At 73.2% G+C, this 19,919-nt stretch carries 18 protein-coding genes; 12 read left to right on the top strand and 6 right to left on the bottom strand.

All coding sequences use genetic code 11. The annotated features are described in order from the left end of the window. The first annotated feature begins 168 nt into the window (after positions 1-168). Complete coding sequence (locus ACFY2L_RS28860; protein WP_390823855.1) at positions 169-1,902, top strand: hypothetical protein; 1,734 nt, start codon at positions 169-171, stop codon at positions 1,900-1,902. 143 nt (positions 1,903-2,045) lie between these two features. On the opposite strand, the gene ACFY2L_RS28855 is transcribed toward ACFY2L_RS28860, so the two are convergent. Next, the gene (locus ACFY2L_RS28855; protein ID WP_390823854.1) at positions 2,046-3,362 is read right to left on the bottom strand and encodes an ABC transporter substrate-binding protein; all 1,317 of its coding nucleotides are present in this window, start codon (positions 3,360-3,362) and stop codon (positions 2,046-2,048) included. 118 nt (positions 3,363-3,480) lie between these two features. Between ACFY2L_RS28855 and ACFY2L_RS28850 the strand changes: the two genes are divergently transcribed. After that, a complete protein-coding gene (locus ACFY2L_RS28850; protein ID WP_390660395.1) occupies positions 3,481-3,981 on the top strand; it encodes a hypothetical protein in 501 nt (166 codons plus the stop codon). Positions 3,982-4,075: 94 nt separating this feature from the next. Beyond that, entirely contained in the window at positions 4,076-4,960 is an 885-nt protein-coding gene (gene purU, locus ACFY2L_RS28845; protein ID WP_390660394.1) for a formyltetrahydrofolate deformylase, read from the top strand. 152 nt (positions 4,961-5,112) lie between these two features. On the opposite strand, the gene ACFY2L_RS28840 is transcribed toward purU, so the two are convergent. Beyond that, positions 5,113-6,456, bottom strand: coding sequence for a maleylpyruvate isomerase N-terminal domain-containing protein (locus ACFY2L_RS28840; protein ID WP_390823910.1), 1,344 nt, complete (start codon positions 6,454-6,456; stop codon positions 5,113-5,115). 92 nt (positions 6,457-6,548) lie between these two features. After that, positions 6,549-7,130, bottom strand: a complete 582-nt coding sequence (locus ACFY2L_RS28835) for an RNA polymerase sigma factor (protein ID WP_390660393.1) — start codon at positions 7,128-7,130, stop codon at positions 6,549-6,551. 339 nt (positions 7,131-7,469) lie between these two features. On the opposite strand from ACFY2L_RS28835, the gene ACFY2L_RS28830 reads away from it, so the two are divergent. Further along, positions 7,470-7,853, top strand: coding sequence for an STAS domain-containing protein (locus tag ACFY2L_RS28830; RefSeq protein ID WP_390823853.1), 384 nt, complete (start codon positions 7,470-7,472; stop codon positions 7,851-7,853). Positions 7,854-7,867: 14 nt separating this feature from the next. Here ACFY2L_RS28830 and ACFY2L_RS28825 read toward each other — a convergent pair whose 3' ends face one another. Further along, the gene (locus tag ACFY2L_RS28825; RefSeq protein ID WP_390660391.1) at positions 7,868-8,341 is read right to left on the bottom strand and encodes a hypothetical protein; all 474 of its coding nucleotides are present in this window, start codon (positions 8,339-8,341) and stop codon (positions 7,868-7,870) included. Positions 8,342-8,500: 159 nt separating this feature from the next. Here ACFY2L_RS28825 and ACFY2L_RS28820 point away from each other — a divergent pair, with 159 nt between their 5' ends. Beyond that, complete coding sequence (locus ACFY2L_RS28820; protein WP_390660390.1) at positions 8,501-9,013, top strand: EF-hand domain-containing protein; 513 nt, start codon at positions 8,501-8,503, stop codon at positions 9,011-9,013. Between the two features lie 3 nt (positions 9,014-9,016). Here the strand turns inward: ACFY2L_RS28820 and ACFY2L_RS28815 are convergent, their stop codons facing one another. After that, positions 9,017-10,528 carry a class I adenylate-forming enzyme family protein gene (locus ACFY2L_RS28815; RefSeq protein WP_390823852.1) on the bottom strand — a complete coding sequence of 504 codons (1,512 nt, stop codon included), beginning with the start codon at positions 10,526-10,528 and terminating at the stop codon, positions 9,017-9,019. A gap of 182 nt (positions 10,529-10,710) precedes the next feature. On the opposite strand from ACFY2L_RS28815, the gene ACFY2L_RS28810 reads away from it, so the two are divergent. The 4 genes from ACFY2L_RS28810 to ACFY2L_RS28795 all read left to right on the top strand — a co-directional run bounded on the left by ACFY2L_RS28810 (position 10,711) and on the right by ACFY2L_RS28795 (position 15,135). Continuing rightward, complete coding sequence (locus ACFY2L_RS28810) at positions 10,711-11,940, top strand: amidohydrolase family protein (protein WP_390660388.1); 1,230 nt, start codon at positions 10,711-10,713, stop codon at positions 11,938-11,940. After that, positions 11,940-13,070 carry an acyl-CoA dehydrogenase family protein gene (locus ACFY2L_RS28805; RefSeq protein ID WP_390823851.1) on the top strand — a complete coding sequence of 377 codons (1,131 nt, stop codon included), beginning with the start codon at positions 11,940-11,942 and terminating at the stop codon, positions 13,068-13,070. Before ACFY2L_RS28810 ends, ACFY2L_RS28805 begins: the two co-directional genes overlap by 1 nt. Before the next feature lie 7 nt (positions 13,071-13,077). Next, positions 13,078-13,980, top strand: coding sequence for an acyl-CoA dehydrogenase family protein (locus ACFY2L_RS28800; protein ID WP_390823850.1), 903 nt, complete (start codon positions 13,078-13,080; stop codon positions 13,978-13,980). A gap of 534 nt (positions 13,981-14,514) precedes the next feature. Next, complete coding sequence (locus ACFY2L_RS28795; RefSeq protein ID WP_390660385.1) at positions 14,515-15,135, top strand: ATP-binding protein; 621 nt, start codon at positions 14,515-14,517, stop codon at positions 15,133-15,135. 474 nt (positions 15,136-15,609) lie between these two features. Here ACFY2L_RS28795 and ACFY2L_RS28790 read toward each other — a convergent pair whose 3' ends face one another. Further along, positions 15,610-16,536 carry a cyclase family protein gene (locus ACFY2L_RS28790; protein ID WP_390660384.1) on the bottom strand — a complete coding sequence of 309 codons (927 nt, stop codon included), beginning with the start codon at positions 16,534-16,536 and terminating at the stop codon, positions 15,610-15,612. Between the two features lie 119 nt (positions 16,537-16,655). Between ACFY2L_RS28790 and ACFY2L_RS28785 the strand changes: the two genes are divergently transcribed. The 3 genes from ACFY2L_RS28785 to ACFY2L_RS28775 all read left to right on the top strand — a co-directional run bounded on the left by ACFY2L_RS28785 (position 16,656) and on the right by ACFY2L_RS28775 (position 19,885). After that, on the top strand, positions 16,656-17,570 hold the full coding sequence (locus ACFY2L_RS28785) for an SDR family oxidoreductase (RefSeq protein WP_390660383.1): 915 nt from the start codon (positions 16,656-16,658) through the stop codon (positions 17,568-17,570). A 101-nt stretch (positions 17,571-17,671) separates the two neighbouring features. After that, the gene (locus ACFY2L_RS28780; RefSeq protein WP_390823849.1) at positions 17,672-18,817 is read left to right on the top strand and encodes an acyl-CoA dehydrogenase family protein; all 1,146 of its coding nucleotides are present in this window, start codon (positions 17,672-17,674) and stop codon (positions 18,815-18,817) included. Positions 18,818-18,835: 18 nt separating this feature from the next. Beyond that, the gene (locus ACFY2L_RS28775) at positions 18,836-19,885 is read left to right on the top strand and encodes a Zn-dependent alcohol dehydrogenase (RefSeq protein WP_390823848.1); all 1,050 of its coding nucleotides are present in this window, start codon (positions 18,836-18,838) and stop codon (positions 19,883-19,885) included. Positions 19,886-19,919 lie beyond the last annotated feature (34 nt).

The following is a 19,919-nucleotide window of genomic DNA, read 5'->3' as shown; positions in this document are numbered from 1 at the left end:
GAACGGGACGGATCCCGTACGCGCGCCACGGCACCGCGCACGGCGCTCCGGATGTGTTGCGGACGTCACTGGGAGGGAGGTCACGTCCTGAGCTGCGTGGCACGGGGTTCCGGGGACCCGGTAGCGTGAGCCGACGATTCCGCAAGTCCCCCATTCGTAGGAGTCCCGGTGACGCAGAGTGGACAGGGCGAGGAGCCCTCGGCGCGGCCCGCGCGCGAAGGCATCGTGCTGCCCTCGGACGGTGGCGAGCCGCTGCTCCCGGGCATGACGACGAGCGGCTCCCGGCCGGCCCCGCAGCAGCCGAACCCCCAGCCCGGGCCGTACGGGGCTGAGACGTACGGGCAGCAGGCACCGGCCGGCGGGCAGACCTGGGGCGGGCCGTGGGGCCCCGACCAGCAGCCGCAGGCCCAGCAGCAGGACCAGGGCGGCTGGCCGCTGCCGGCCGACCAGCGGCCGCAGCAGCAGTGGAGCACCCCGCAGCCGGACGCGTGGGGGGCGGGCCCGCTCCCGCCCGAGGGTGCCCCGTCGGCGGCGCCCCCGCAGCCGTACGGCCAGGCCCACGTGTCGCAGCCGTCGTACGGCCAGGACCCCGCGCAAGCCCACGCGCCCCAGCCGTCGTACGGCCAGGACCCCGCGCAGGCGCACGCGCCCCAGCCGTCGTACGGCCAGGACCCCGCGCAAGCCCACGTGCCCCAGCCGTCGTACGGCCAGGGCGCGCCCGGTGTGCCGCTGCCGCCGGCCGTCGACGAGGGGGCCACCCAGTACATACCGCCGGTCCAGGCGGCGCCGGTCGACGACGGCCGCACCCAGTTCCTGCCGCCGGTCTCCGCCTCCGGCCCCGCGCCGGGCGGTGCCGACGAGGGGGCCACGCAGTACATCCCGCCGGTCGGACCGGGCGCGCTGCCGCCCGAGGCGCCGGCCGAGTCGACGCACTTCCTGGGCACCGGCGGACACCACCACCCGGGCCCGGTGCCGGGCGCCTCGCACGCCGACGCCGAGGCCACCCAGTACATCCCGCCCGTGCCCGCGCAGGGCTACCCGGAGTCCGGGGACAGACAGCCGCCGTCGGGGTTCGAGAACCTCTTCCGCGGCGGCCCGGCCGGTGACGGCCCGGCCGGCGCCACGCAGCAGCTGCCGCGTATCTCCGAGCCGGAGCCCCCGGGCTACGGAGGCGCCCCGCAGGGCTACGGCGCGGGACCCGCCGCGCGCGCCCAGCAGCCGTCGTACGCGCCCCCGGCGCGTGACGACGACCACGGTGGCCGCGGCGGCCGTACCGGCTCCCGGATCCCGCTGTTCGCGGCGATCGGTGTCGCGCTCGCCGTCGTCGGCGTCGGCGCGGGCGCGCTGCTCGCCGGCGGAGGCGAGGACGACGACCAGGGCGACGGCAACACGACCGTCGCCGCGTCCGCGCCCGCGACGGAAGGCTCGGCCTCCTCCGACGCGGCCGAGCAGCAGGCGGTCGCCCTGGACAAGCTGCTCGCGGACAGCGGCAGCAGCCGGGCCAGCGTGATCGCCGCGGTGGCGAACGTGAAGGCCTGCGACAACCTCGCGCAGGCCGCCTCGGACCTGCGGGCGGCGGCCGGGCAGCGCACCGAGCTGGTGACGAAGCTGTCCGGGCTCGCCGTCGACAAGCTGCCTGACCACGCCGCGCTGACCAGCGCCCTCACCAAGGCGTGGCAGGCCTCCGCGGCCGCCGACAACCACTACGCGGCCTGGGCCGACGAGGTCGCCGGCAACAGGAAGAAGGCCTGCAAGAAGGGCACGGCCCGCACCACCGCCTCCACGCAGCAGGGCAACCGCGAGAGCGGCACCGCCAGCGCCCAGAAGACCCGGGCGGCCCAGCTGTGGAACGCGATCGCCAAGACCTACGGCCTGACGCAGCGCCAGCCCACCCAGCTGTGACCCCCGCGGCCCCGGGGGTGACCGGGGCGGCGGGCAGGGCCTAGGGGGTGTTTCGAAAGTCCCGCACAGCACCCGCGGCGCCCGGCACGCACCCTCGCCGCACCGGACACCGCGGGCACCGCACAGGACTTTCGAAACACCCCCTAGTCCAGGTCCGCGTCCGCCATGGTGTCCGTCACGTCGACGAAGCCCTTCCGGGCGGCCACCAGCCGGCCCTGCCGCACCTGCTGCACGGTCACGTCGGCGTTGACGAGCCGGGGGAGGCCGATGGCGGCGAGCGGGTTGGTGAACTTCCACAGCAGGGTGGGGGTGAGTCCGCCGGTGGTGAACTTCCGGCCGCTGCTCAGGGCCTCGCGCACCGTGTTGGCGGTCACCTCGCCGTCGCCCAGCGACTCCAGGGCCTGCCGCAGGACGTCGTAGGCGATCCAGGTGGTCTGCACGCCGGTGTCGGCGGGGTCGATGCTGGTGTCGGTGAACGCCGACTCGTTGATCACCTTCTTCATGCCGTCCCACCGTTCGTCGCTCGCCACCGGGTACCAGCCGGTGACGTACGCCCCCTCGTACGGCCCGGACCGGCCGCCGCTGGCGTCGATGAGGGTCTGGTCGACGCTGCCCAGCACGGTGCCGGTGCGCACGGCGGGGTAGTCGGCGCGGCTGCGGCGGAAGGAGTCCATGAAGGTGCTGTTGCGGTCGCCCAGCGCGGGCACCACGCAGCCCCTCCCGTCGCCCGCCGTTCCCTTCGCGGCCGCCTTCAGCGCGTCCTCGGCCTGCCCGGAGTACTCGGTCGCGTCCTCCGCCGCCCGCTGGTCCGCGGACCTGCCGTGGCCGCCCGCCTTCAGACCCGCGTCGAGCATCGGGGGCAGCACGTCGCCCGCGATGGTGTCGGGGCGGACCAGCGCGACGGGCCCGGCGCAGGTGTCGGCCAGCACCTTGCCCAGGCCGGCGAGGAGGGCGGGCTGGCCGCCGTTGACGGGGTAGGACAGCGGGCTGGTGAACTCGGCGTTGGTGACGCCGTAGCCGCCGACGTAGGGGATGCCGGCGCCCTCCAGATGCGGGAAGAAGGCGTCGGAGTGCTGGCTGTAGGAGCCGACCACGGCGACCGCGTGCTCCTTGACCGCGCGCCGGGCACAGGCCGCCGCGGACACCGCGTCGTTGTGGTCGTTGCAGGTCAGGACGGTGAGCTTACGGCCGTTGATGCCGCCCTCGGCGTTGATCCAGCGGGCGTAGGCGCGGGCGAAGGCGGGCATGCCGGGCTTGTTCGTCGCGCCGGTGCCCGCGGGCGCCCAGGTCATCACGACGATCGAGTCGTCCCCGGAGCCCCCCGTGACACCGGGGACGACCCCGCATCCGGCGGTGAGTGACGCACAGGCCGCGAGGGCGGAGGCTCTGAGGGAGCCCGACTTGCGGAGAAACCCGGGGAGGAAGGTGCTTCGCGTGGAGGTGCGTCGACTGCCGCTCATGGACAAGCACGATTCCGTCACATCCCTAACCCGGGAGTGACCCTCGGTCAACGGGCGGTGACGTGAGGGTGAATTGCAGGGGTCCGTGAGGCCCCTGTGACGGGAAAACGTACGATCGATGACCGTGCAAGGTTCGGAGAACTCTTCCCGTCGCGGCCGTCGCTCGTTCACCATGGGCGGCATGCCACTCAACGACATGCCGTGGTGGCGCTGGCGCAGCAATGTGCGCTCCGCGCTGCACATGCTCTCCGACCCGGTCTTCCAGCAGAACGTCTGGCTGGCCGGCCTCGACGGATACGGCGACGTCACCGACGCCGTCTACCGTCTGGTCGAGGACACCTGGCTGGACAACTGGTCCGCCGAGAAGTACGTCGGCACGATCTTCCGCGACTCGCAGGAGGCGGCCCTCGTCGACACCGCCGTGCTGCGCGTCCTGCGGATCATGCACCAGGTCGGCCCGGACGCGCCCGTCTCCGCCTACATGGACCACGCCGGCTGGCCCGAGGCCGTGCACGCGGCGCGGGACGCGCACGTGCGGATGGCGGTGGCCGACGGCGAGGACCCGGACGCGCCGCCGCGCACGCTGGAAGTCCTGCGGATCATGACGCGCTCGGCCTGACGGTCCCGCGCTCGGTCGGCCCGGTGCTCCCGCGCGGGTCCGCCCTGCGGACGGAGTTCCGCCCGCCCGGCGGGGACGTGAGACCCTGTGGGGCATGAGTGAGCAGTCCGCCCGAGCCGCGGCGACCCCCGCCGACCAGTACGTCCTCACCCTCTCCTGCCCGGACAAGCAGGGCATCGTGCACGCCGTGTCGAGCTACCTGTTCATGACGGGCTGCAACATCGAGGACAGCCAGCAGTTCGGCGACCACGACACGGGACTGTTCTTCATGCGCGTCCACTTCTCGGCCGAGTCGCCGCAGACCGTGGACAAGCTGCGCGCGAGCTTCGCGGCGATCGGCGACTCCTTCCACATGGACTGGCAGATCAACCGGGCCGACGAGAAGATGCGCATCGTCCTCATGGTCAGCAAGTTCGGGCACTGCCTGAACGACCTGCTCTTCCGCGCCAGCATCGGCGCGCTGCCGGTGGAGATCGCGGCGGTGGTGTCCAACCACACCGACTTCGCCGAGCTGGTGGGCTCGTACGACATTCCCTTCCACCACATCCCGGTGACGAAGGAGACGAAGGCCGAGGCCGAGGGGAAGCTCCTCGAGATCGTGCGGGAGAACGACGTCGAGCTGGTCGTCCTGGCGCGGTACATGCAGGTGCTCTCCGACGACCTGTGCAAGCAGCTCAGCGGGCGGATCATCAACATCCACCACTCGTTCCTGCCGAGCTTCAAGGGCGCGAAGCCCTACCACCAGGCGCATGCGCGGGGTGTGAAGCTGATCGGCGCGACGGCGCACTATGTGACCGCCGACCTCGACGAGGGGCCGATCATCGAGCAGGAGGTCGAGCGGGTGGGGCACGACGCCACCCCGGACCAGCTGGTCGCGGTCGGGCGGGACGTGGAGTGCCAGGCGCTGGCGCGGGCCGTGAAGTGGCACGCGGAGCGGCGCATCCTCCTCAACGGGCGCCGGACGGTCGTTTTCGCCTAGCGCGGCGGAGAGTTGTGTTTCGGGTGCGGGTGGTCTGTGGCTGGTCGCGCAGTTCCCCGCGCCCCTGACAGCCCACGTGCGTTTCAGGGGCGCGGGGAACTGCGCGCACGGCCCACGACCGCCCGCACCCGCCCAGGCACCGCACCCAGCCCCTACATCCGGCTCAACGACGCCGCCGCGAACAGCACGTCCCTGATCGCCTCCCGGTCGCCCAGCTGCCCGGCCGCCGCCTCCTCCGGCGGCACATGGCCCGCGGCCAGCCGGCAGAACTCCACGTCGTCCAGCGCCACATGGGCCACCTCGTGCTCGGCGGAGCCCACCGCTCCGGGGGAGTCCAGGGGGATCAGCCACTGGCCGCCGCCGTCCCCCTCGATCTCCAGGCGCAGACTGCGGCCGGGGCTGCCGGCGCTCACCAGACGGCGGGCGCCCGGCGCGGGGGCGGCCAGCCCCGCGCGCCGGCGCGCGGCGAGGACCTGCGGCAGCATCCGCGCGGCCAGGTCGATCATGCCGCGCAGATGCCGGGGCGCGGGCGGCGCGTACGGGTAGTCGACCGCGTCCGCGATGTCCTCCGCGTGCACCCAGCACTCGAACGCCCGGTCCAGCATCGCGTCCCGCAGGGGCAGCTCGAAGTCGCCGTACGAGACCGGCAGGGTGCCGGGGCCGGTGCCGGTGAAGGAGACCGTGCGCACGAGCGCGTGGGTCTGTTCGCGCCAGGGGCCGCGCACCGAGCGGGTGGGCGGGAAGTGCGAGGCCTCCCAGAACGCCTCGGTGCGCTCGGCGGGGGTGCGGAGGCGGTCGGCGGCCTTGTCGTCGTCGCCCGTGCCCAGCGGGTCCTCCAGACCGAGCGCCGCCGCGATCAGGCCGTCCACCGCGAGGAGATGGGCGATGACCCCGGCGACGGTGGTCCGGCGGGTGGCCGCCCCCTCGCCGCGGAACCAGCGCAGGCGCACGGGCGCGTGCCACTCGGCGTCCCCGAAGTCCTGGAGCAGGGCGTCCAGCCGCGCGGTCTCGGCGTCGTACGAGGCCGCCCACGCCGGTACCGGGATGCGCGGCGGGCGGCGCTCCAGGCAGGCCTCCAGGACGCGGGTGCGCAGACCGGGGTCGAGGTCGAGGCTCTCCGGGCGCTGGAGCAGCCCGACCGCCTCGCGCAGCCGCCGGGCCTCGTCCGCGCAGGGGCCGCAGCTGCCGAGGTGGTCCTCGACGGCCGCCGTCTCCTCGGCCGAGCAGGCGGCCAGCGCCCACGCGCCCAGCAGGGACTTCAGCACAGGGTGCTCCAGGCGGAGCGGTTCCGCCGCGTCGAGCGCCTCCAGCGCGGGCAGCGGCAGCCCGGTGTCCTCGACGGAGGCGCGCGGGAGGGGAATGCGGGGCCGGCCGTCGGGAGAGGGCGACGGGGGCACACCGCCGCCGTCCGCCCCGCCGCCGTCCCCGCCGTGGTCCTCGCGGTCGGCGGTGCCGCCGGAGCCGTCCACCCTGCCCTGGTCCTCCTCGTGCGCCATCTCCGCTGACCCGTTCCGCTGTTTCCCGCCTTGCTCGTTCTCGTCGTTCTCCTCGTCCTTGTCGTCGAACGCCTCGGACCGGCCTGTGCCGCTCACGCCGCACCCCCGTACTCGGGCGGGGCCCCGGGGGACGGGGCGTCGTGGGCCGTGGACAGCAGTTGCAGGCCGAGGCGGAGCCGGCGGCGGGCCTCGTCCTCGGTGACGCCGAGGTCGGCGGCGGTCTGGCGGTAGTCGCGGCGCTGGAAGTAGGCCAGCTCCAGGGCGGCGCGCAGCGGGGCGGGCATGGCCTGGACGATGTAGTCGGCGCGGGCGGCGACCGAGGCGTGGCGCACCTTCAGCTCCAGTTCCTCGGTGGAGCCGGGGCCGCCCTCGGCCAGCGCGGCGGTCTCGGTGGCGCGCAGCCGCTGCACGGCGAGGCGGTGGGTCAGCGCGGCGATCCAGGTGCGCAGGGGGCTCTGCCGGGGGTCGTAGGCGTCGGGGTGCTGCCAGACGTGGGCGAAGACCTCGCGGGTCACGCGGTCGGCCGCGTGTTCGTCTCCGAGCACGCGGTGGGCGAGGCCGTGCACGAGCGAAGCGAACCGGTCGTAGAGCTCGCCCAGGGCGGCCGCCTCACCGCGCGCGAGTCGCTGCTGCATCCTGCGGTCCCAGCGGGGCGGTGCGTCCTTCTTCGCCATGCGGCCCCCTCACCGTGCCCGTGCCTCTGCCCAGCATGCGTCCACCGTCCCCTCGAATGTAGTCGGCACGTACGACAACGCACGCCCCTTTGTTCCAATGTGCGCCCCTGAGCGGCCGGGCGGTGGTATTGGGCCGTGCCTACCCGGACTCCTCCCGGCCAAGCCGGATCGAGTGCGACACATCTCTGACTGATGTGGATCGAACAGGACCGGATATGACGAAAACAAGCCTCTTCCCCTTGTTTTCTGTTTTTCCGTCGGCGTTTCGGGGCACGGCCGCTGGGCAGCCGCGCTGCAAGGAAGCGAAGGGACGGCTTCCGTTTACGGCGAGCGAAAGGCGTGGTGGTGGCCTTCAAAGTGACCGGCGGCGAGCGGGGCGGTTGGGCCGTGCTCCATGTGTCGGGCGAGCTGGACCTGATGACGTCGCCGGTGCTGCGTCAGCGGGTGCACGACGAGGTGGCCGAGGGCCGCCACCGTCTCGTCCTGGACCTCTCCGAGGTGTATTTCTGCGACTCCAGCGGCGTCGGTGTGCTCATCGCCGCCCGCCGGCTCATCCGGTCCTGCCGGGGCCGGCTGCGCCTGATCCTGCCCGCGCGCGGGGCCGCGGACGACTCCCACGTCAACCGCGTCCTGGGCGCGCTCGGCGTCCGGCGCCTCTTCGACGTGTACGGCGACCTCGCGGAGGCCGTCGCCGAGGACGGCCCGGAGCCGCTCTCGGCGTGAGGCACGGGGCGGACTCAGGGCAGTTCGAGCGTGTCCTTCGCGGCGGACACGAAAGCCCTGATCTGCTCACGGGTGTCGTCCCGGAGCGCGTCGAAGGCCTCCCGGTCCGCCGCCTTGTGCACCAGGTCGATCTCCAGAAGGGCCTGCCACGCCCGCTGCACGAGTGCCTCGTCCGGCGACAGCATCTGCACCCGGAACAGCGCCTCCTGGGCCACGGACCGCAGCTGGTAGCCCGCCATCCGGTTCTCCGTGACCTCCTCGGGGGAGCCGCCCTCGCGCTCGCGGAACCAGCGGTGCACCAGAGCGCGCCGGTAGTTCACCAGTGCCCCGGCGTACGAGCCGTAGGCGTCCATGCGCTCCTGGCGCAGCTTCTCGTCGCGGGTGAACCGCTCGGTGCGCTCCACCGTCCGCAACTGGAACCGCTGGGTCAGGCCCGCGCCCAGCAGGGTCCCCAGCACCGCTATGACGCTCGCCGCCACTGCCTCCACGCCGACAGTCGATCACACCGTGGCTGTGCCACAGCGCTGTACCGAAATTTCCCCGGACTTGGCACAGACGACATCCTTCGGCTGCCGGAACGCCGTCGTCGTCGTACGCTCCCTGCCGGAAGCATCCCCACGCGAGAACGTAAGGCGGCCGGAGGAGACATGGTCACCAGCGAGTACGAACGCAGGATCGCCGACCGGTTCGCCGCCTTCGACCAGGACGGCAACGGCTACATCGACCGGGAGGACTTCGGCGCGGCCGCCAAGGCGCTGCTCGCCGAGTTCGGCACGGCGGCCCGCTCCGACAAGGGACAGGCGCTGTACGCCGGTGCGGAGGCATTCTGGCAGGGCATGGCGGGCATCGCGGACCGGGACGGCGACCAGCGCATCACCCGGGACGAGTTCGTCGGCGGCGCGGTCAAGCGCCTGCACGACAACCCCGACCGCTTCGCCGAGATCGCCCGCCCCTTCCTGCACGCCGCCCTGGCCGTCGCGGACGGCGACGGGGACGGCCTGGCCGCGGTCGAGGACACCGCGCGCGTGCTGCGGGTCCTGGGCGTCCCGGAGGATCTCGCCCGCGGCATCGCCGCCGCCCTCGACACCGACGGGGACGGCAGGGTCGGCGAGACGGACGTCGTCCCGGCCTTCGCCCGCCACTTCACCGTGCCCGAGTAGGCGTCACGCCGGCGGCCGGGCGTAGCGCTCCCGCAGCTTGTACTTCAGCACCTTCCGCAGCGTCTCGTTGCGCGGGAGGGCGTCCACCACCTCCAGCTGCTCCGGCAGCTTGTGCACCGACAGCCCCGCCGCGCGCAGATACGACGTCACCGCCTCCAGGGTGGGCTCCCCGGCCCCCGGCGCCCGTTCCACCACCGCGCACACCCGTTCCCCGCGCTCGGCGTCCGGCAGCCCGATCACCGCCACGTCCCCGACTCCCGGATGGGCGGCGAGCAGGTCCTCGATCTCCTTCGCCGACACGTTCTCGCCCTTGCGGATGATCACGTCCTTCAGCCGGCCGGTGAGGACCAGGTGTCCGGAGGCGGTCAGGTACCCCAGGTCGCCGGTGCGCAGAAAGCCCTCCTCGTCGAAGGCCTCCGCCGTCTGCGCCGGATCCAGGTAGCCCTGGCACACGGCCTCCCCGCGCAGCCGCACCTCCCCGCCCTCCGCGATCCGTATCTCCATCCCGCGCGGCGGCCGCCCCTCCGTCGTCGCGAGGTTCTCGGCGGTGTCGTCCGGCGATCCCATGGTGATCATCGGGACCTCGGTCATGCCGTAGCCGTGGGTGAGCTGCACGCCCATCTCGCGGGTCACGGCGTGATAGACCTCCGGCGGCTTGGGCGCCCCGCCGCCCGCGAGCAGCCGCAGCGAGGGAATCACCTTCACCCCCGGCCGCTTGCGCTGTTCCGCCAGGAACATCGAGTAGAACGCCGTCGACCCGCCCGCCACCGTCACCCCGTGCCGCCGGTACCCCTCCAGCGCGTCCGGCAGCGCGAACTGCTCGAACATCACCGCCGGGAAGCCGTACAGCAGCAGCATCACCGTGTAGTCGGGGCCGGCGATATGGGCGTACGGGAACGCCATCGACCCCACGTCGTCCGCGGTCAGGCACAGCGCGTGGGCGAGGCAGGAGCCGCCCGCGATGAGGGAACGGTCGGTGTGCAGCACGCCCTTGGGGTCGGAGGTCGTGCCCGAGGTCCAGTAGATCCAGCGGACCGAGGTGCCCTCGGCGGGCGGCGGGGGCAGTACGCGCGGGTCGCCCTCGGGGAGGTCGTCGTAGGCCTCGAAGACGCCCTTGGCGCCCAGCCGCCGTGCCATCGCGCCGAAGTCGAAGCCCCGCCACACGCCCGGCACCGCGAAGAACTCCGCCCGGGACTCGCGCAGCGCGAAGCCGACCTCGCGGTCCCGGTAGAAGGGGATGACCGGCGACTGCACCGCGCCCAGGCGGGCCAGCGCGAAGGACAGCACGGCCGTCTCCGGACGGGTGGGCAGCTGCCAGGCGACGACCGTGCCGGGGCGCACCCCCCTGTCGTACAGCCCGGCCGCCACGCGTTCGGCCCACGCGCGCAGCTCGCCGAAGGTCAGGCGGCGGTCGTCCTGGAGCAGGACCGGGCGGTCCGGGGTGAGGGCGGCGCGGCGGGCGAGGAGCTCCCAGAGGGTGCGGGACGCGCTCAGCTCATGGGCGATGTCGTTCACGGCGGCCCCCTGCCGGTGGCTGACGGATGTCGGGCATGTAGCTGACGGACAGTCAGATCGTGGGCAGAGCGTAGGGCCGGTCGGCTTGTCGGTCCATAGTCGCGGGACTAGCCTTCCAGGGGAGCGTTATCTGACGGTCCATCAGAAACGGTGGCTCACGAACCCCAGGCCGGAGGGGACCCATGACGGAACTGCCCCGCATCATCAGCGTCGACGACCACGTGATCGAGCCCGCGCACCTCTTCGCGACCTGGCTGCCGCGCAAGTACCGCGACCGCGGGCCGCAGCCCCTCACCGCCGGGATCGGCGAGCTGGCCTACGTCGGCGGGAAGTACCAGATCACCATGGACCCCGCCGGCCCGCCCACCGACTGGTGGATCTACGAGGACCTGAAGTTCCCGTACAAGCGCAACATCGCCGCCGTCGGCTTCGACCGGGACGAGATGACCCTGGAGGGGATCACCCGGGAGGAGATGCGGCGGGGGTGCTGGGACCCCGGGGCCCGGCTCGCGGACATGGACCTCAACCACGTCGAGGCGTCCCTGTGCTTCCCCTCCTTCCCCCGCTTCTGCGGCCAGACCTTCGCCGAGGCGCACGACAAGGAGGTCGCGCTGGCCTGTGTGCGCGCCTACAACGACTGGATGGTCGAGGAGTGGTGCGGGGACAGCGGAGGGCGGCTCATCCCGCTGTGCCTGATCCCGCTGTGGGACATCGGCCTGGCGGTCGCGGAGATCCGGCGCAACGCCGCCCGCGGGGTGCGCGCGGTCACCTTCTCCGAGATCCCCACCCACCTCGGTCTGCCGTCCATCCACTCCGGCTACTGGGACCCGTTCTTCGCGGTCTGCGAGGAGACCGGGACGGTCGTCAACATGCACATCGGGAGCAGCTCGCAGATGCCGGCCGCCTCACCCGACGCGCCCCCCGCCGTCCAGGCGTCCCTGTCCTTCAACAACGCCATGGCCTCGATGATGGACTACCTGTTCAGCGGAGTCCTGGTGAAGTTCCCGGCGCTGAAACTGGCCTACTCGGAAGGCCAGATGGGCTGGATCCCGTACGCCCTGGAGCGCGCCGACGACGTCTGGGAGGAGCACCGGGCCTGGGGCGGGGTGCGGGACCTGATCCCCGAGCCGCCGTCGACCTACTACTACCGGCAGATCTACTGCTGCTTCTTCCGCGACAAGCACGGGGTGGCGTCGCTGGACGCGGTCGGCCGCGACAACGCCACCTTCGAGACCGACTACCCGCATGTCGACTCGACCTTCCCGCACACCAAGGAGGTGGCCCTCGACCACGTCAAGGGCCTCGACGACGAGACGGTCTACAAGCTGATGCGGGGCAACGCGATCCGCATGCTGGACCTGGACTTCGACCGCGGTCTCGGGCGGGCTCTCGACCGGGATCCGGCCGCCTGATGGACCTCTCGGACACCCCCGAGGACGCCGAGTTCCGCGCCCGGCTGCGGGACTGGCTCGGCAGGACGCTGCCCGCGCTCCCGCCGAAGCCGTCCCCCGACGACTGGCCGGGGCGCCGAGCCTTCGACCTCGGCTGGCAGCGGATGCTGTACGACGCCGGGTACGCGCACGTGCACTGGGACGCCTCCCCGACCGTACGGCTCATCTTCCTCGAGGAGACGGAGAGGGCGGGCGCGCCCTATGTGGGAGCCGGCTTCGTCGGACTGCTGCACGCCGGTCCGACGATCGCCGCCGAGGGCACGGACGCCCAGCGCGAGCGCTGGCTGCCGCCGATCCTGCGCGGCGAGGAGGTCTGGTGCCAGGGCTTCAGCGAGCCGGACGCCGGCTCCGACCTCGCGTCGCTGCGCACGCGCGCGTGGCGCGACGGAGACCACTACGTGGTCAGCGGATCCAAGATCTGGACCTCCCACGCGGAAGTCGCCGACTGGTGCGAGCTGTTGGTGCGGACGGATCCGACGGCCGCCAGACACCAGGGCATCACCTGGCTGGCGATGCCCATGGACGCCCCGGGGATCACCGTACGGCCGCTGCGGACGCTCGCCGGGTCCGCCGAGTTCGCCGAGGTGTTCCTCGACGAGGTCCGGGTGCCGGTCGCCCACCGGGTCGGGGAGGAGAACGACGGCTGGCGGGTGACGATGGTGACCCTGTCCTTCGAGCGCGGCACGGCGTTCGCGGGCGAGGTCGTCGCCTGCCGGCGGGTGCTCGGCGAAGTGGCCCGGGAGGCCCGGCGGAGCGGCCGCTGGGACGATCCGGCGCTGCGGCGGCGGCTCGGCCGCCTGGAGGCGGAGTTCCGGGCGCTGTGGCGGCTGACGCAGTGGAACGTGAGCCGGGCCGCGGGCGGCGGGACACCCGGCGTCGGGGGTTCGGTCTTCAAACTGAGGTACTCGCACGCCCGTCAGGAGCTGTACGACACGGCCGCCGAGGTCCTGGGCGACGCGGCCCTCGACCTCGACCGGCCCTGGGTGCTCGACCGGCTGTCCTCGCTGTCGTACACCATCGCGGCCGGGACCTCGCAGATCCAGCGGAACATCGTGGCGGAACGGATCCTGGGGCTGCCGAAGGGGCGGTGAGATCTGCGTGCGCTTCCAACTGACCGACGACCAGCAGGCCTTGCAGCGGGGGGTACGGGAGCTGCTCGCCCGGCGCTTCGGCCGGGACGCGCTGCGGGCGGCCGTGGAGCGGCCCGGCCTCGACCGGGCGCTGTGGCGGGAGCTGGGCGCGGCGGGCTTCTTCGCGCTCCGGCTGCCGGAGGCGGACGGCGGGGTCGGACTCGGGCTGCCCGAGGCCGTGTTGGCGTTCGAGGAGGCGGGCCGGGCGCTGCTGCCGGGCCCCCTGGGGGCCACCCATCTCGCGGCGGGCGACGTGCCGGGCGCGGCCGAGGGGGAGACCGTCGTCACGGCCGTCGACCGCGGCGGCCTCGTGGAGTGGCTGGCGGAGGCGGACGTGGTCCGCGGGAACGCCTCGGACGCCGTGACGCTGCGGTCGGTGGACCCGCTGACGCCCCTGCACCAGGTGCCGGTCCGCCCGGCGGCCGACCCGGCGGCCGACCCGGGTGCCGACCCGGTGGCGGTCCTCCTCACCGCCGCCGAGCAGCTCGGCACCGCCACGCGCGCGTGCGAGCTGGCCGTGCAACACGCCCGGGCGCGGGAGCAGTTCGGGCAGCCGATCGGTGCCTTCCAGGCCGTCAAGCATCTGTGCGCGGAGTCGCTGGTGCGGGTCGAGGTGGCCCGTGCCGCGGTCTACGCGGCCGCCGTCACCGCCGATCCGGCCGACATCGCCGCCGCCCGGCTGCTCGCCGACGAGGCCGCCGTGCGCGGCGCCCGCGACTGTCTCCAGGTGCACGGCGGCATGGGGTTCACCTGGGAGGCGGACGTCCACCTGCTGCTGAAGCGGGCCTGGGTGCGCACCCGGCGTGCGGGGGGCGGCACGGAGAGTGAGGAGCTGCTCGCGGCGGAACTGCCGGCCACGGAGGGCCGGTGACGCGACTGCCTGCGATGACGGCCCGGCGCGGGGCGGACTGCCGTACGGATGTCGCGGATTGTGGCATACCGGAATCACGGAGCGTTGATATCGGGTTGTGTCCGATGCGTGACCCGTCACGGCCCGGAGTCGGCGGGACCCTCCGGTACCTTCTGTGGGATGCGAGTGGTTCCGAGCACGAGCCGTGCCGGTGGTGCCCCTGGGGCGGCGCCGAAACCGGCGGTGTGCGCCGCTGCTCGCAGGGCGGACGGGCCTCGGGCCCCCGCCTGTTCGACTCCCCGGCGTGGGCCTCGCACAGTATGCCGCACGAGTACTCCTTCGCGCTGGAATATGCCCGAAGCGCTTGTTGAGGTGACTGTACGTCAACCAAGCTGTCTCGTAAGGGATTCACGTTCCGTCACGCTGCCTCTGGCTGTTGTTCTGGCCATGCAGAAAATGGCTACGATCGTGGCCCCCGTCGTCATGGTGCACACGCGGCTCGCGTGGCTCGCGTGGCGCACGGCCATGTGTCCGCCGGTTCGGATGGTGTGAGCGGTGCAGGTGCTTCAAGTGCAGCTGGAGATCCGGCCCGACCCCGCAGAGGTGGGGCGCGCCCGCAGGTGGGCCCGTTCGCGCCTTGCCGGGTCCGGCATAGGGGACGACGAGCCGCTCGCGGAGACGTTGATCCTGCTCGTCTCCGAACTGGTGACCAACGCCGTGGTGCACACCGGCTGTCCGGCCGTGGTGCGGCTGTCCCTGCCGGGCGGCGGGCCGGAGGCGGCGGACGGGGCGGCCACCGTCCGTCTGGAGGTGGCGGACGGAAGCGACCGCGCCCCCGTCCCCCGGTGTGTGGGCGACGACGCCACGGGCGGCCGGGGTCTGGCCCTCGTCGACTGCCTGGCGGACCGCTGGGGCTGGAGCGTGGAGGGCGGCGGCAAGCGCATCTGGTGCGAACTGGACCGCTGCGAGGGGCCCGCCGAGGGCGCGGCGGAGTGCGCGAGCGCGCGGGGCGGCGGCAGCGGCAGCAGCGACCGGAACGGCAGTGGTGCCGGCAGTGGCGCGGACCTCGGGAACGCGGGCGGCCGGGAGGGTGCGGTCTTCCCCGCGCCGGTCTACCCGAAGCCCCCGGTGCGCCCGGAGCCGGCGTACGAGGGGTTCGCGTTCCAGGTCGTGTGACGTGAGGAATCGTCAGGTGCGGTGCACGGGCGCAGAAAGCGCTGTCGTGCCCGGCCGGGGCGGCCTCGGTGCGCCCTGATGTGCTTCTGTGCGCGCCCGCTGCAAATGGGGCGTAAGTAATAAATCCCCGTTCGGGTGTTGACGCGGCGTGTCCGTTTGATCACGCTTGTGGTCAGCGATTCGCCGTGAGGGGACGACGAGGGTTTCGGGGACGACAGCCCTTGCCGAGTGTGGGTCGTGGCGCGGCGCGAGGTCCCTCAGGGCCGGAGGGGAGCCGGGGAGAGCGCGCCGGTTTGGATGGCGGCGCGCGGTGCCGTGCTCGGGGCGGGCAGCGGCGCGCCGCCATCCGGCGTCTCGTGGGTGTGGGGGGTGCGGGGAGGGGGTTCGGGGGCCGGGGGTTCGGAGGTCGGGGGTTCAAGGGCCGGGGGATCGGAGGCCGGGAGATCAGAGGCCGGGAGATCAGAGGCCGGGAGATCAGAGGATCGCCACGGGAGCCACCGGGGTCCCGGTGCCCCCGACGAACGGCTCGGGCATCGCCGACAGCAGGAACGCGTAACGCCCCGCTTGTCCACAGGCTGTGGACAACTCTTCGAGATTCCAGTTCTGGCCCTGCAGCATCCCCATCTCCACGAGGTCGAGGGCGTGCACGGGCAGCCACAGGTCCTCGATCTCCGGCGGGAAGATCTCGAAGGTCAGGGTGTCGTTCGCCACGGCGGCCACATCGCGCGCGTGGAACCACTCCGGGGTGCGGATCGACAGCCCCGGCGAGGGGAAGCCGTACCCCTGCTTGTCGCCCGCCAGGTAGAGCTGGATCTGCCCGGTCCGCACCAGCACGACGTCACCGGCGCGCACGCGCGTGCCGGCCAGTTCCTCCGCCGCGTCCAGGTCCTCCGGGGTCACCGCGTGGCCGCCCTCCAGCCGGTCGACACCACGCGCGCGTGCCACGTCCAGGAGCACACCCCGCGAGACGACGTGCCGCGCCTTGTCGATCCCGCTGAACTCCGCGCCGCCGTGGGCGGTGATGGTGGTGGCCGGGCGGCCGTTGTAGAGCTTCCCCGAGTGCGAGACGTGCGTCAGCGCGTCCCAGTGCGTGGCCGCCTGCAGGCCCATCGTCACGGCGTCGTCGCTGCACGCCACCGTGCCGGGGCCGAAGATCTCCTGGTTGATCTGCACCATGGCGTGCAGCGGGTTGACCCGCCCCGGGATCAGTCCGCTCTGCACGCCGTCCTCGCGCAGCGGCAGGGCCAGCGGGACCCGGCGGCCCGTGCGGACCTCGGCGGCCGCGGCCCGTACGACCTCGTCGCTGATCAGGTTCAGCGTCCCGATCTCGTCGCCGGTGCCCCAGCGCCCCCAGTTGTTCACGCGCTTGGCGATGTCGTGGAACTCCTCCGGCAGTGCCATCCGGTGCCTCCCCGGGGCTTGTCCTCGCCCGTCCGGCGGGACATAGAATCTAACGGACCGTCAGATACGTTCTTCAGGGCATCTAACCGTCCGTCGGAAACTGCGGGAAGGGGCTGGGCGTGGGGAACTTCTTGGCCGGCAAGGCCGTCGCCGTCACGGGGGCGGGACGAGGCATCGGACGGGCGGTGGCGCTCGCGGCGGCGGCCGAGGGCGCCCGGGTCGTCGTCAACGACTACGGGGTGGGCGTGGACGGCGCGGCACCCACGAGCGAGGTCGCCGAGGCCGTCGTCAAGGAGATCGAGGCGGCGGGCGGAGAGGCCGTCGCGGTCGCCGACGACATCTCCACGATGGCGGGCGGGCAGCGGGTCGTGGACACCGCCCTGGAGGCGTACGGACGCCTCGACGGGGTCGTCTGCGTGGCCGGGATCCTGCGTGAGCGGATGCTGTTCAACATGTCCGAGGAGGAGTGGGACCCGGTCGTCGCCACCCACCTCAAGGGGACCTTCACGGTGTTCAGGGCGGCTTCGGCGGTGATGCGGGCGCAGCGGTCCGGCACCCTCATCGGCTTCACCAGCGGCAATCACCAGGGGTCGGTGTCGCAGGCCAACTACAGCGCGGCCAAGGGCGGGATCATCTCGCTGGTGCGCAGCGCGGCGCTCGGGCTGCACAAGTACGGGGTGACCGCGAACGCGGTGGCGCCCGTGGCCCGCACCCGGATGTCGGCGGGGGTGCCGACGGAGCTGACGGAGATCGGGGAGCCCGAGGACGTGGCCGCCATGGTGATGTTCCTTTTGTCGGACCGCGCACGCGAGCTGGGGATAACCGGGCAGGTCTACACGGTCGCCGGTGCGAAGATCGCGGTGTGGGCGCAGCCCCGGGAGTTGCGGGCCGCGTACGCCGAGGGCGGGTCCTGGACGCCGGCGCGTATCGCGGAGGCGCTGCCGGGGACGGTGGGGGTGGATCCCATGCCGATGCTGGAGCGGTTGGAGGAGATGCGGCGGGCCGCGGCGGACGGGAGCCGGCCGAACGCCTGACACACCGGGGGACGGCCGGGCGGCGGCCGCGGCTTCGTCGCGGCTGGTCGCGTGGTTCCCGCCCCCGCGTTCCGCACACTCCGCGGCGGAGAGGAGACCCCGTGGACTTCGGGTTCACTGCACAGGACGAGGCGTTCCGGGCGGAGGCCCGGGCGTGGCTGACGTCGCACGCCGGGAAGGCGCCGGACCGGCGCGGCTGGGAGCGCACCCTGGGTGCCGCGGGCTGGATCGGGATCGGCTGGTCCGAGGGCGGGTACGGCAACCGCACCGCCACCCTCACCCAGCAGGTCGCCTGGGCCGAGGAGTACGCCCGCTCGGCCGCCCCGCCCCGCTCCGGGCACATCGGGGAGAACCTCCTCGCGCCCACCCTGCTGGCGCACGGCACGGCGGAGCAGAAGGCCCGCTTCCTGCCCCCGATCGCCGCCGGTGCCGAACTGTGGTGCCAGGGCTACAGCGAACCGGGCGCCGGCTCCGATCTCGCCGGAGTCCGTACGCGGGCCGAACTCGCCCCCGACGGACGGACGTACCGCGTCACCGGCCAGAAGATCTGGACCTCCCTCGCGCACGAGGCCGACTGGTGCTTCGTCCTCGCCCGCACCGACCCCCGGTCGGCGCGCCACCACGGGCTGACGTTCCTCCTCGTCCCCATGGACCAGCCGGGCCGGATCGAGGTCCGGCCGATCCGGCAGATGACCGGCACCAGCGACTTCAACGAGGTCTTCTTCGACGGGGCGCACGCGCGCGTGGAGCATGTCGTCGGCGCCGTGGGCGAGGGCTGGCGGGTCGCGATGAGCCTCCTCGGCTTCGAGCGCGGGGTGTCCACGCTCGCCCAGCAGATCGGCTTCGCCGAGGAGTTGGGGCGGGTGATCCGCACAGCCGTGGAGACGGGCGCGGCCGACGACCCCGTCGTACGCGACCGGCTGGTGGGGCTGTGGGCGGAGCTGCGGACCATGCGGTGGAACGCGCTGCGGACGCTGGGCGGTTCCGGTGGGCCGGGGGCGCCGAGTGTGGCCAAGCTGCTGTGGGCGGGCTGGCATCAGCGGCTCGGGGAGCTCGCGGTGCAGGTGCGGGGCGCGGCGGCGAGCGCGGGCCCGTCGGACTGGACGCCCGCGACGCCGTACGAACTCGACGACGCACAGCACCTGTTCCTGTTCTCCCGGGCCGACACGATCTACGGCGGCTCGGACCAGATCCAGCGCACGATCATCGCCGAGCGCGTGCTCGGCCTGCCCAGACAGCCCAGGTGACAGGGGAGTGGTGGCGTGATGCGAGGCGTGCTGTTCGACGGGAAGCGGGCGGAGGTCGTCGACGATCTCGACGTACGCGATCCGGGCCCGGGCGAGGTGCTCGTGGCGATCTCGGCAGCCGGGCTGTGCCACAGCGACCTGTCGGTGATCGACGGGACGATCCCCTTCCCGGCGCCGGTGGTGCTGGGGCACGAGGGGGCGGGGGTGGTGGAGGCCGTCGGGGCCGGGGTCTCCCATGTCGTGCCGGGGGACCACGTCGCGCTGTCCACGCTCGCCAGCTGCGGGACCTGCGCGGAGTGCGACCGGGGGCGTCCCACGATGTGCCGGCAGGCGATCGGGCGCCCTCAGAAGCCCTTCCTGCGCGCGGGCCGGGCGGTGTACCAGTTCGCCTCCAACTCCGCCTTCGCCGAGCGGACGGTCGTGAAGGCCGTCCAGGCGGTGCGGATACCCGAGGACATCCCGCTGTCCTCCGCCGCGCTGATCGGGTGCGGGGTGCTGACCGGCGTGGGCGCCGTGCTCAACCGCGCGCGCGTGGGGTACGGCGAGAGCGTCGTCGTCATCGGGACGGGCGGCATCGGGCTCAACGTCCTCCAGGGCGCGCGGATCGCGGGCGCGCTGCGGATCGTCGCCGTCGACGCCAACCCGGCGAAGGAGGCGGTGGCACGGCAGTTCGGGGCCACCGACTTCCTGACGTCCACGGAGGGCGTGCGGGACGTGCTGCCGACGGGGGCGGACCACGTCTTCGAGTGCGTGGGGCGGGTGGAGCTGATCCGCGCGGCCGTCGACCTGCTGGACCGGCACGGCCAGGCGGTGCTGCTGGGGGTGCCGCCGGCGACGGCGGAGGCCTCCTTCCTCGTCTCCTCCCTCTTCCTGGACAAGTCCATCCTGGGCTGCCGCTACGGCGCCTCCCGCCCCCAGCGGGACATCGCCCTGTACGCCGGCCTGTACCGCGAGGGCCGCCTGCTCCTCGACGAACTCATCACCCGGACCTACCCGGTCGAGGACTTCGAGAAGGCGGCGGCGGACGCGGAGGCCGGCAGAGTGGCCCGCGGCGTACTGACGTTCTGACGGCCCCGGCCCGTGATGGGGTGCGAAGGCGGTA

The organism is Streptomyces sp. NPDC001381, assembly GCF_042895685.1.
In the GTDB taxonomy this organism is placed as follows: domain Bacteria; phylum Actinomycetota; class Actinomycetes; order Streptomycetales; family Streptomycetaceae; genus Streptomyces.
This window is presented reverse-complemented; position numbering and strand designations above follow the sequence as displayed.

Excerpts from the sequence above, each read along its gene's own strand:
- ACFY2L_RS28855 (WP_390823854.1), bottom strand. The coding sequence starts at position 3,362 with ATGAGCGGCAGTCGACGCACCTCCACGCGAAGCACCTTCCTCCCCGGG.
- ACFY2L_RS28850 (WP_390660395.1), top strand. The coding sequence starts at position 3,481 with ATGACCGTGCAAGGTTCGGAGAACTCTTCCCGTCGCGGCCGTCGCTCG.
- purU (WP_390660394.1), top strand. The coding sequence starts at position 4,076 with ATGAGTGAGCAGTCCGCCCGAGCCGCGGCGACCCCCGCCGACCAGTAC.
- ACFY2L_RS28840 (WP_390823910.1), bottom strand. The coding sequence starts at position 6,456 with ATGGCGCACGAGGAGGACCAGGGCAGGGTGGACGGCTCCGGCGGCACC.
- ACFY2L_RS28835 (WP_390660393.1), bottom strand. The coding sequence starts at position 7,130 with ATGGCGAAGAAGGACGCACCGCCCCGCTGGGACCGCAGGATGCAGCAG.
- ACFY2L_RS28820 (WP_390660390.1), top strand. The coding sequence starts at position 8,501 with ATGGTCACCAGCGAGTACGAACGCAGGATCGCCGACCGGTTCGCCGCC.
- ACFY2L_RS28810 (WP_390660388.1), top strand. The coding sequence starts at position 10,711 with ATGACGGAACTGCCCCGCATCATCAGCGTCGACGACCACGTGATCGAG.
- ACFY2L_RS28805 (WP_390823851.1), top strand. The coding sequence starts at position 11,940 with ATGGACCTCTCGGACACCCCCGAGGACGCCGAGTTCCGCGCCCGGCTG.
- ACFY2L_RS28790 (WP_390660384.1), bottom strand. The coding sequence starts at position 16,536 with ATGGCACTGCCGGAGGAGTTCCACGACATCGCCAAGCGCGTGAACAAC.
- ACFY2L_RS28775 (WP_390823848.1), top strand. The coding sequence starts at position 18,836 with ATGCGAGGCGTGCTGTTCGACGGGAAGCGGGCGGAGGTCGTCGACGAT.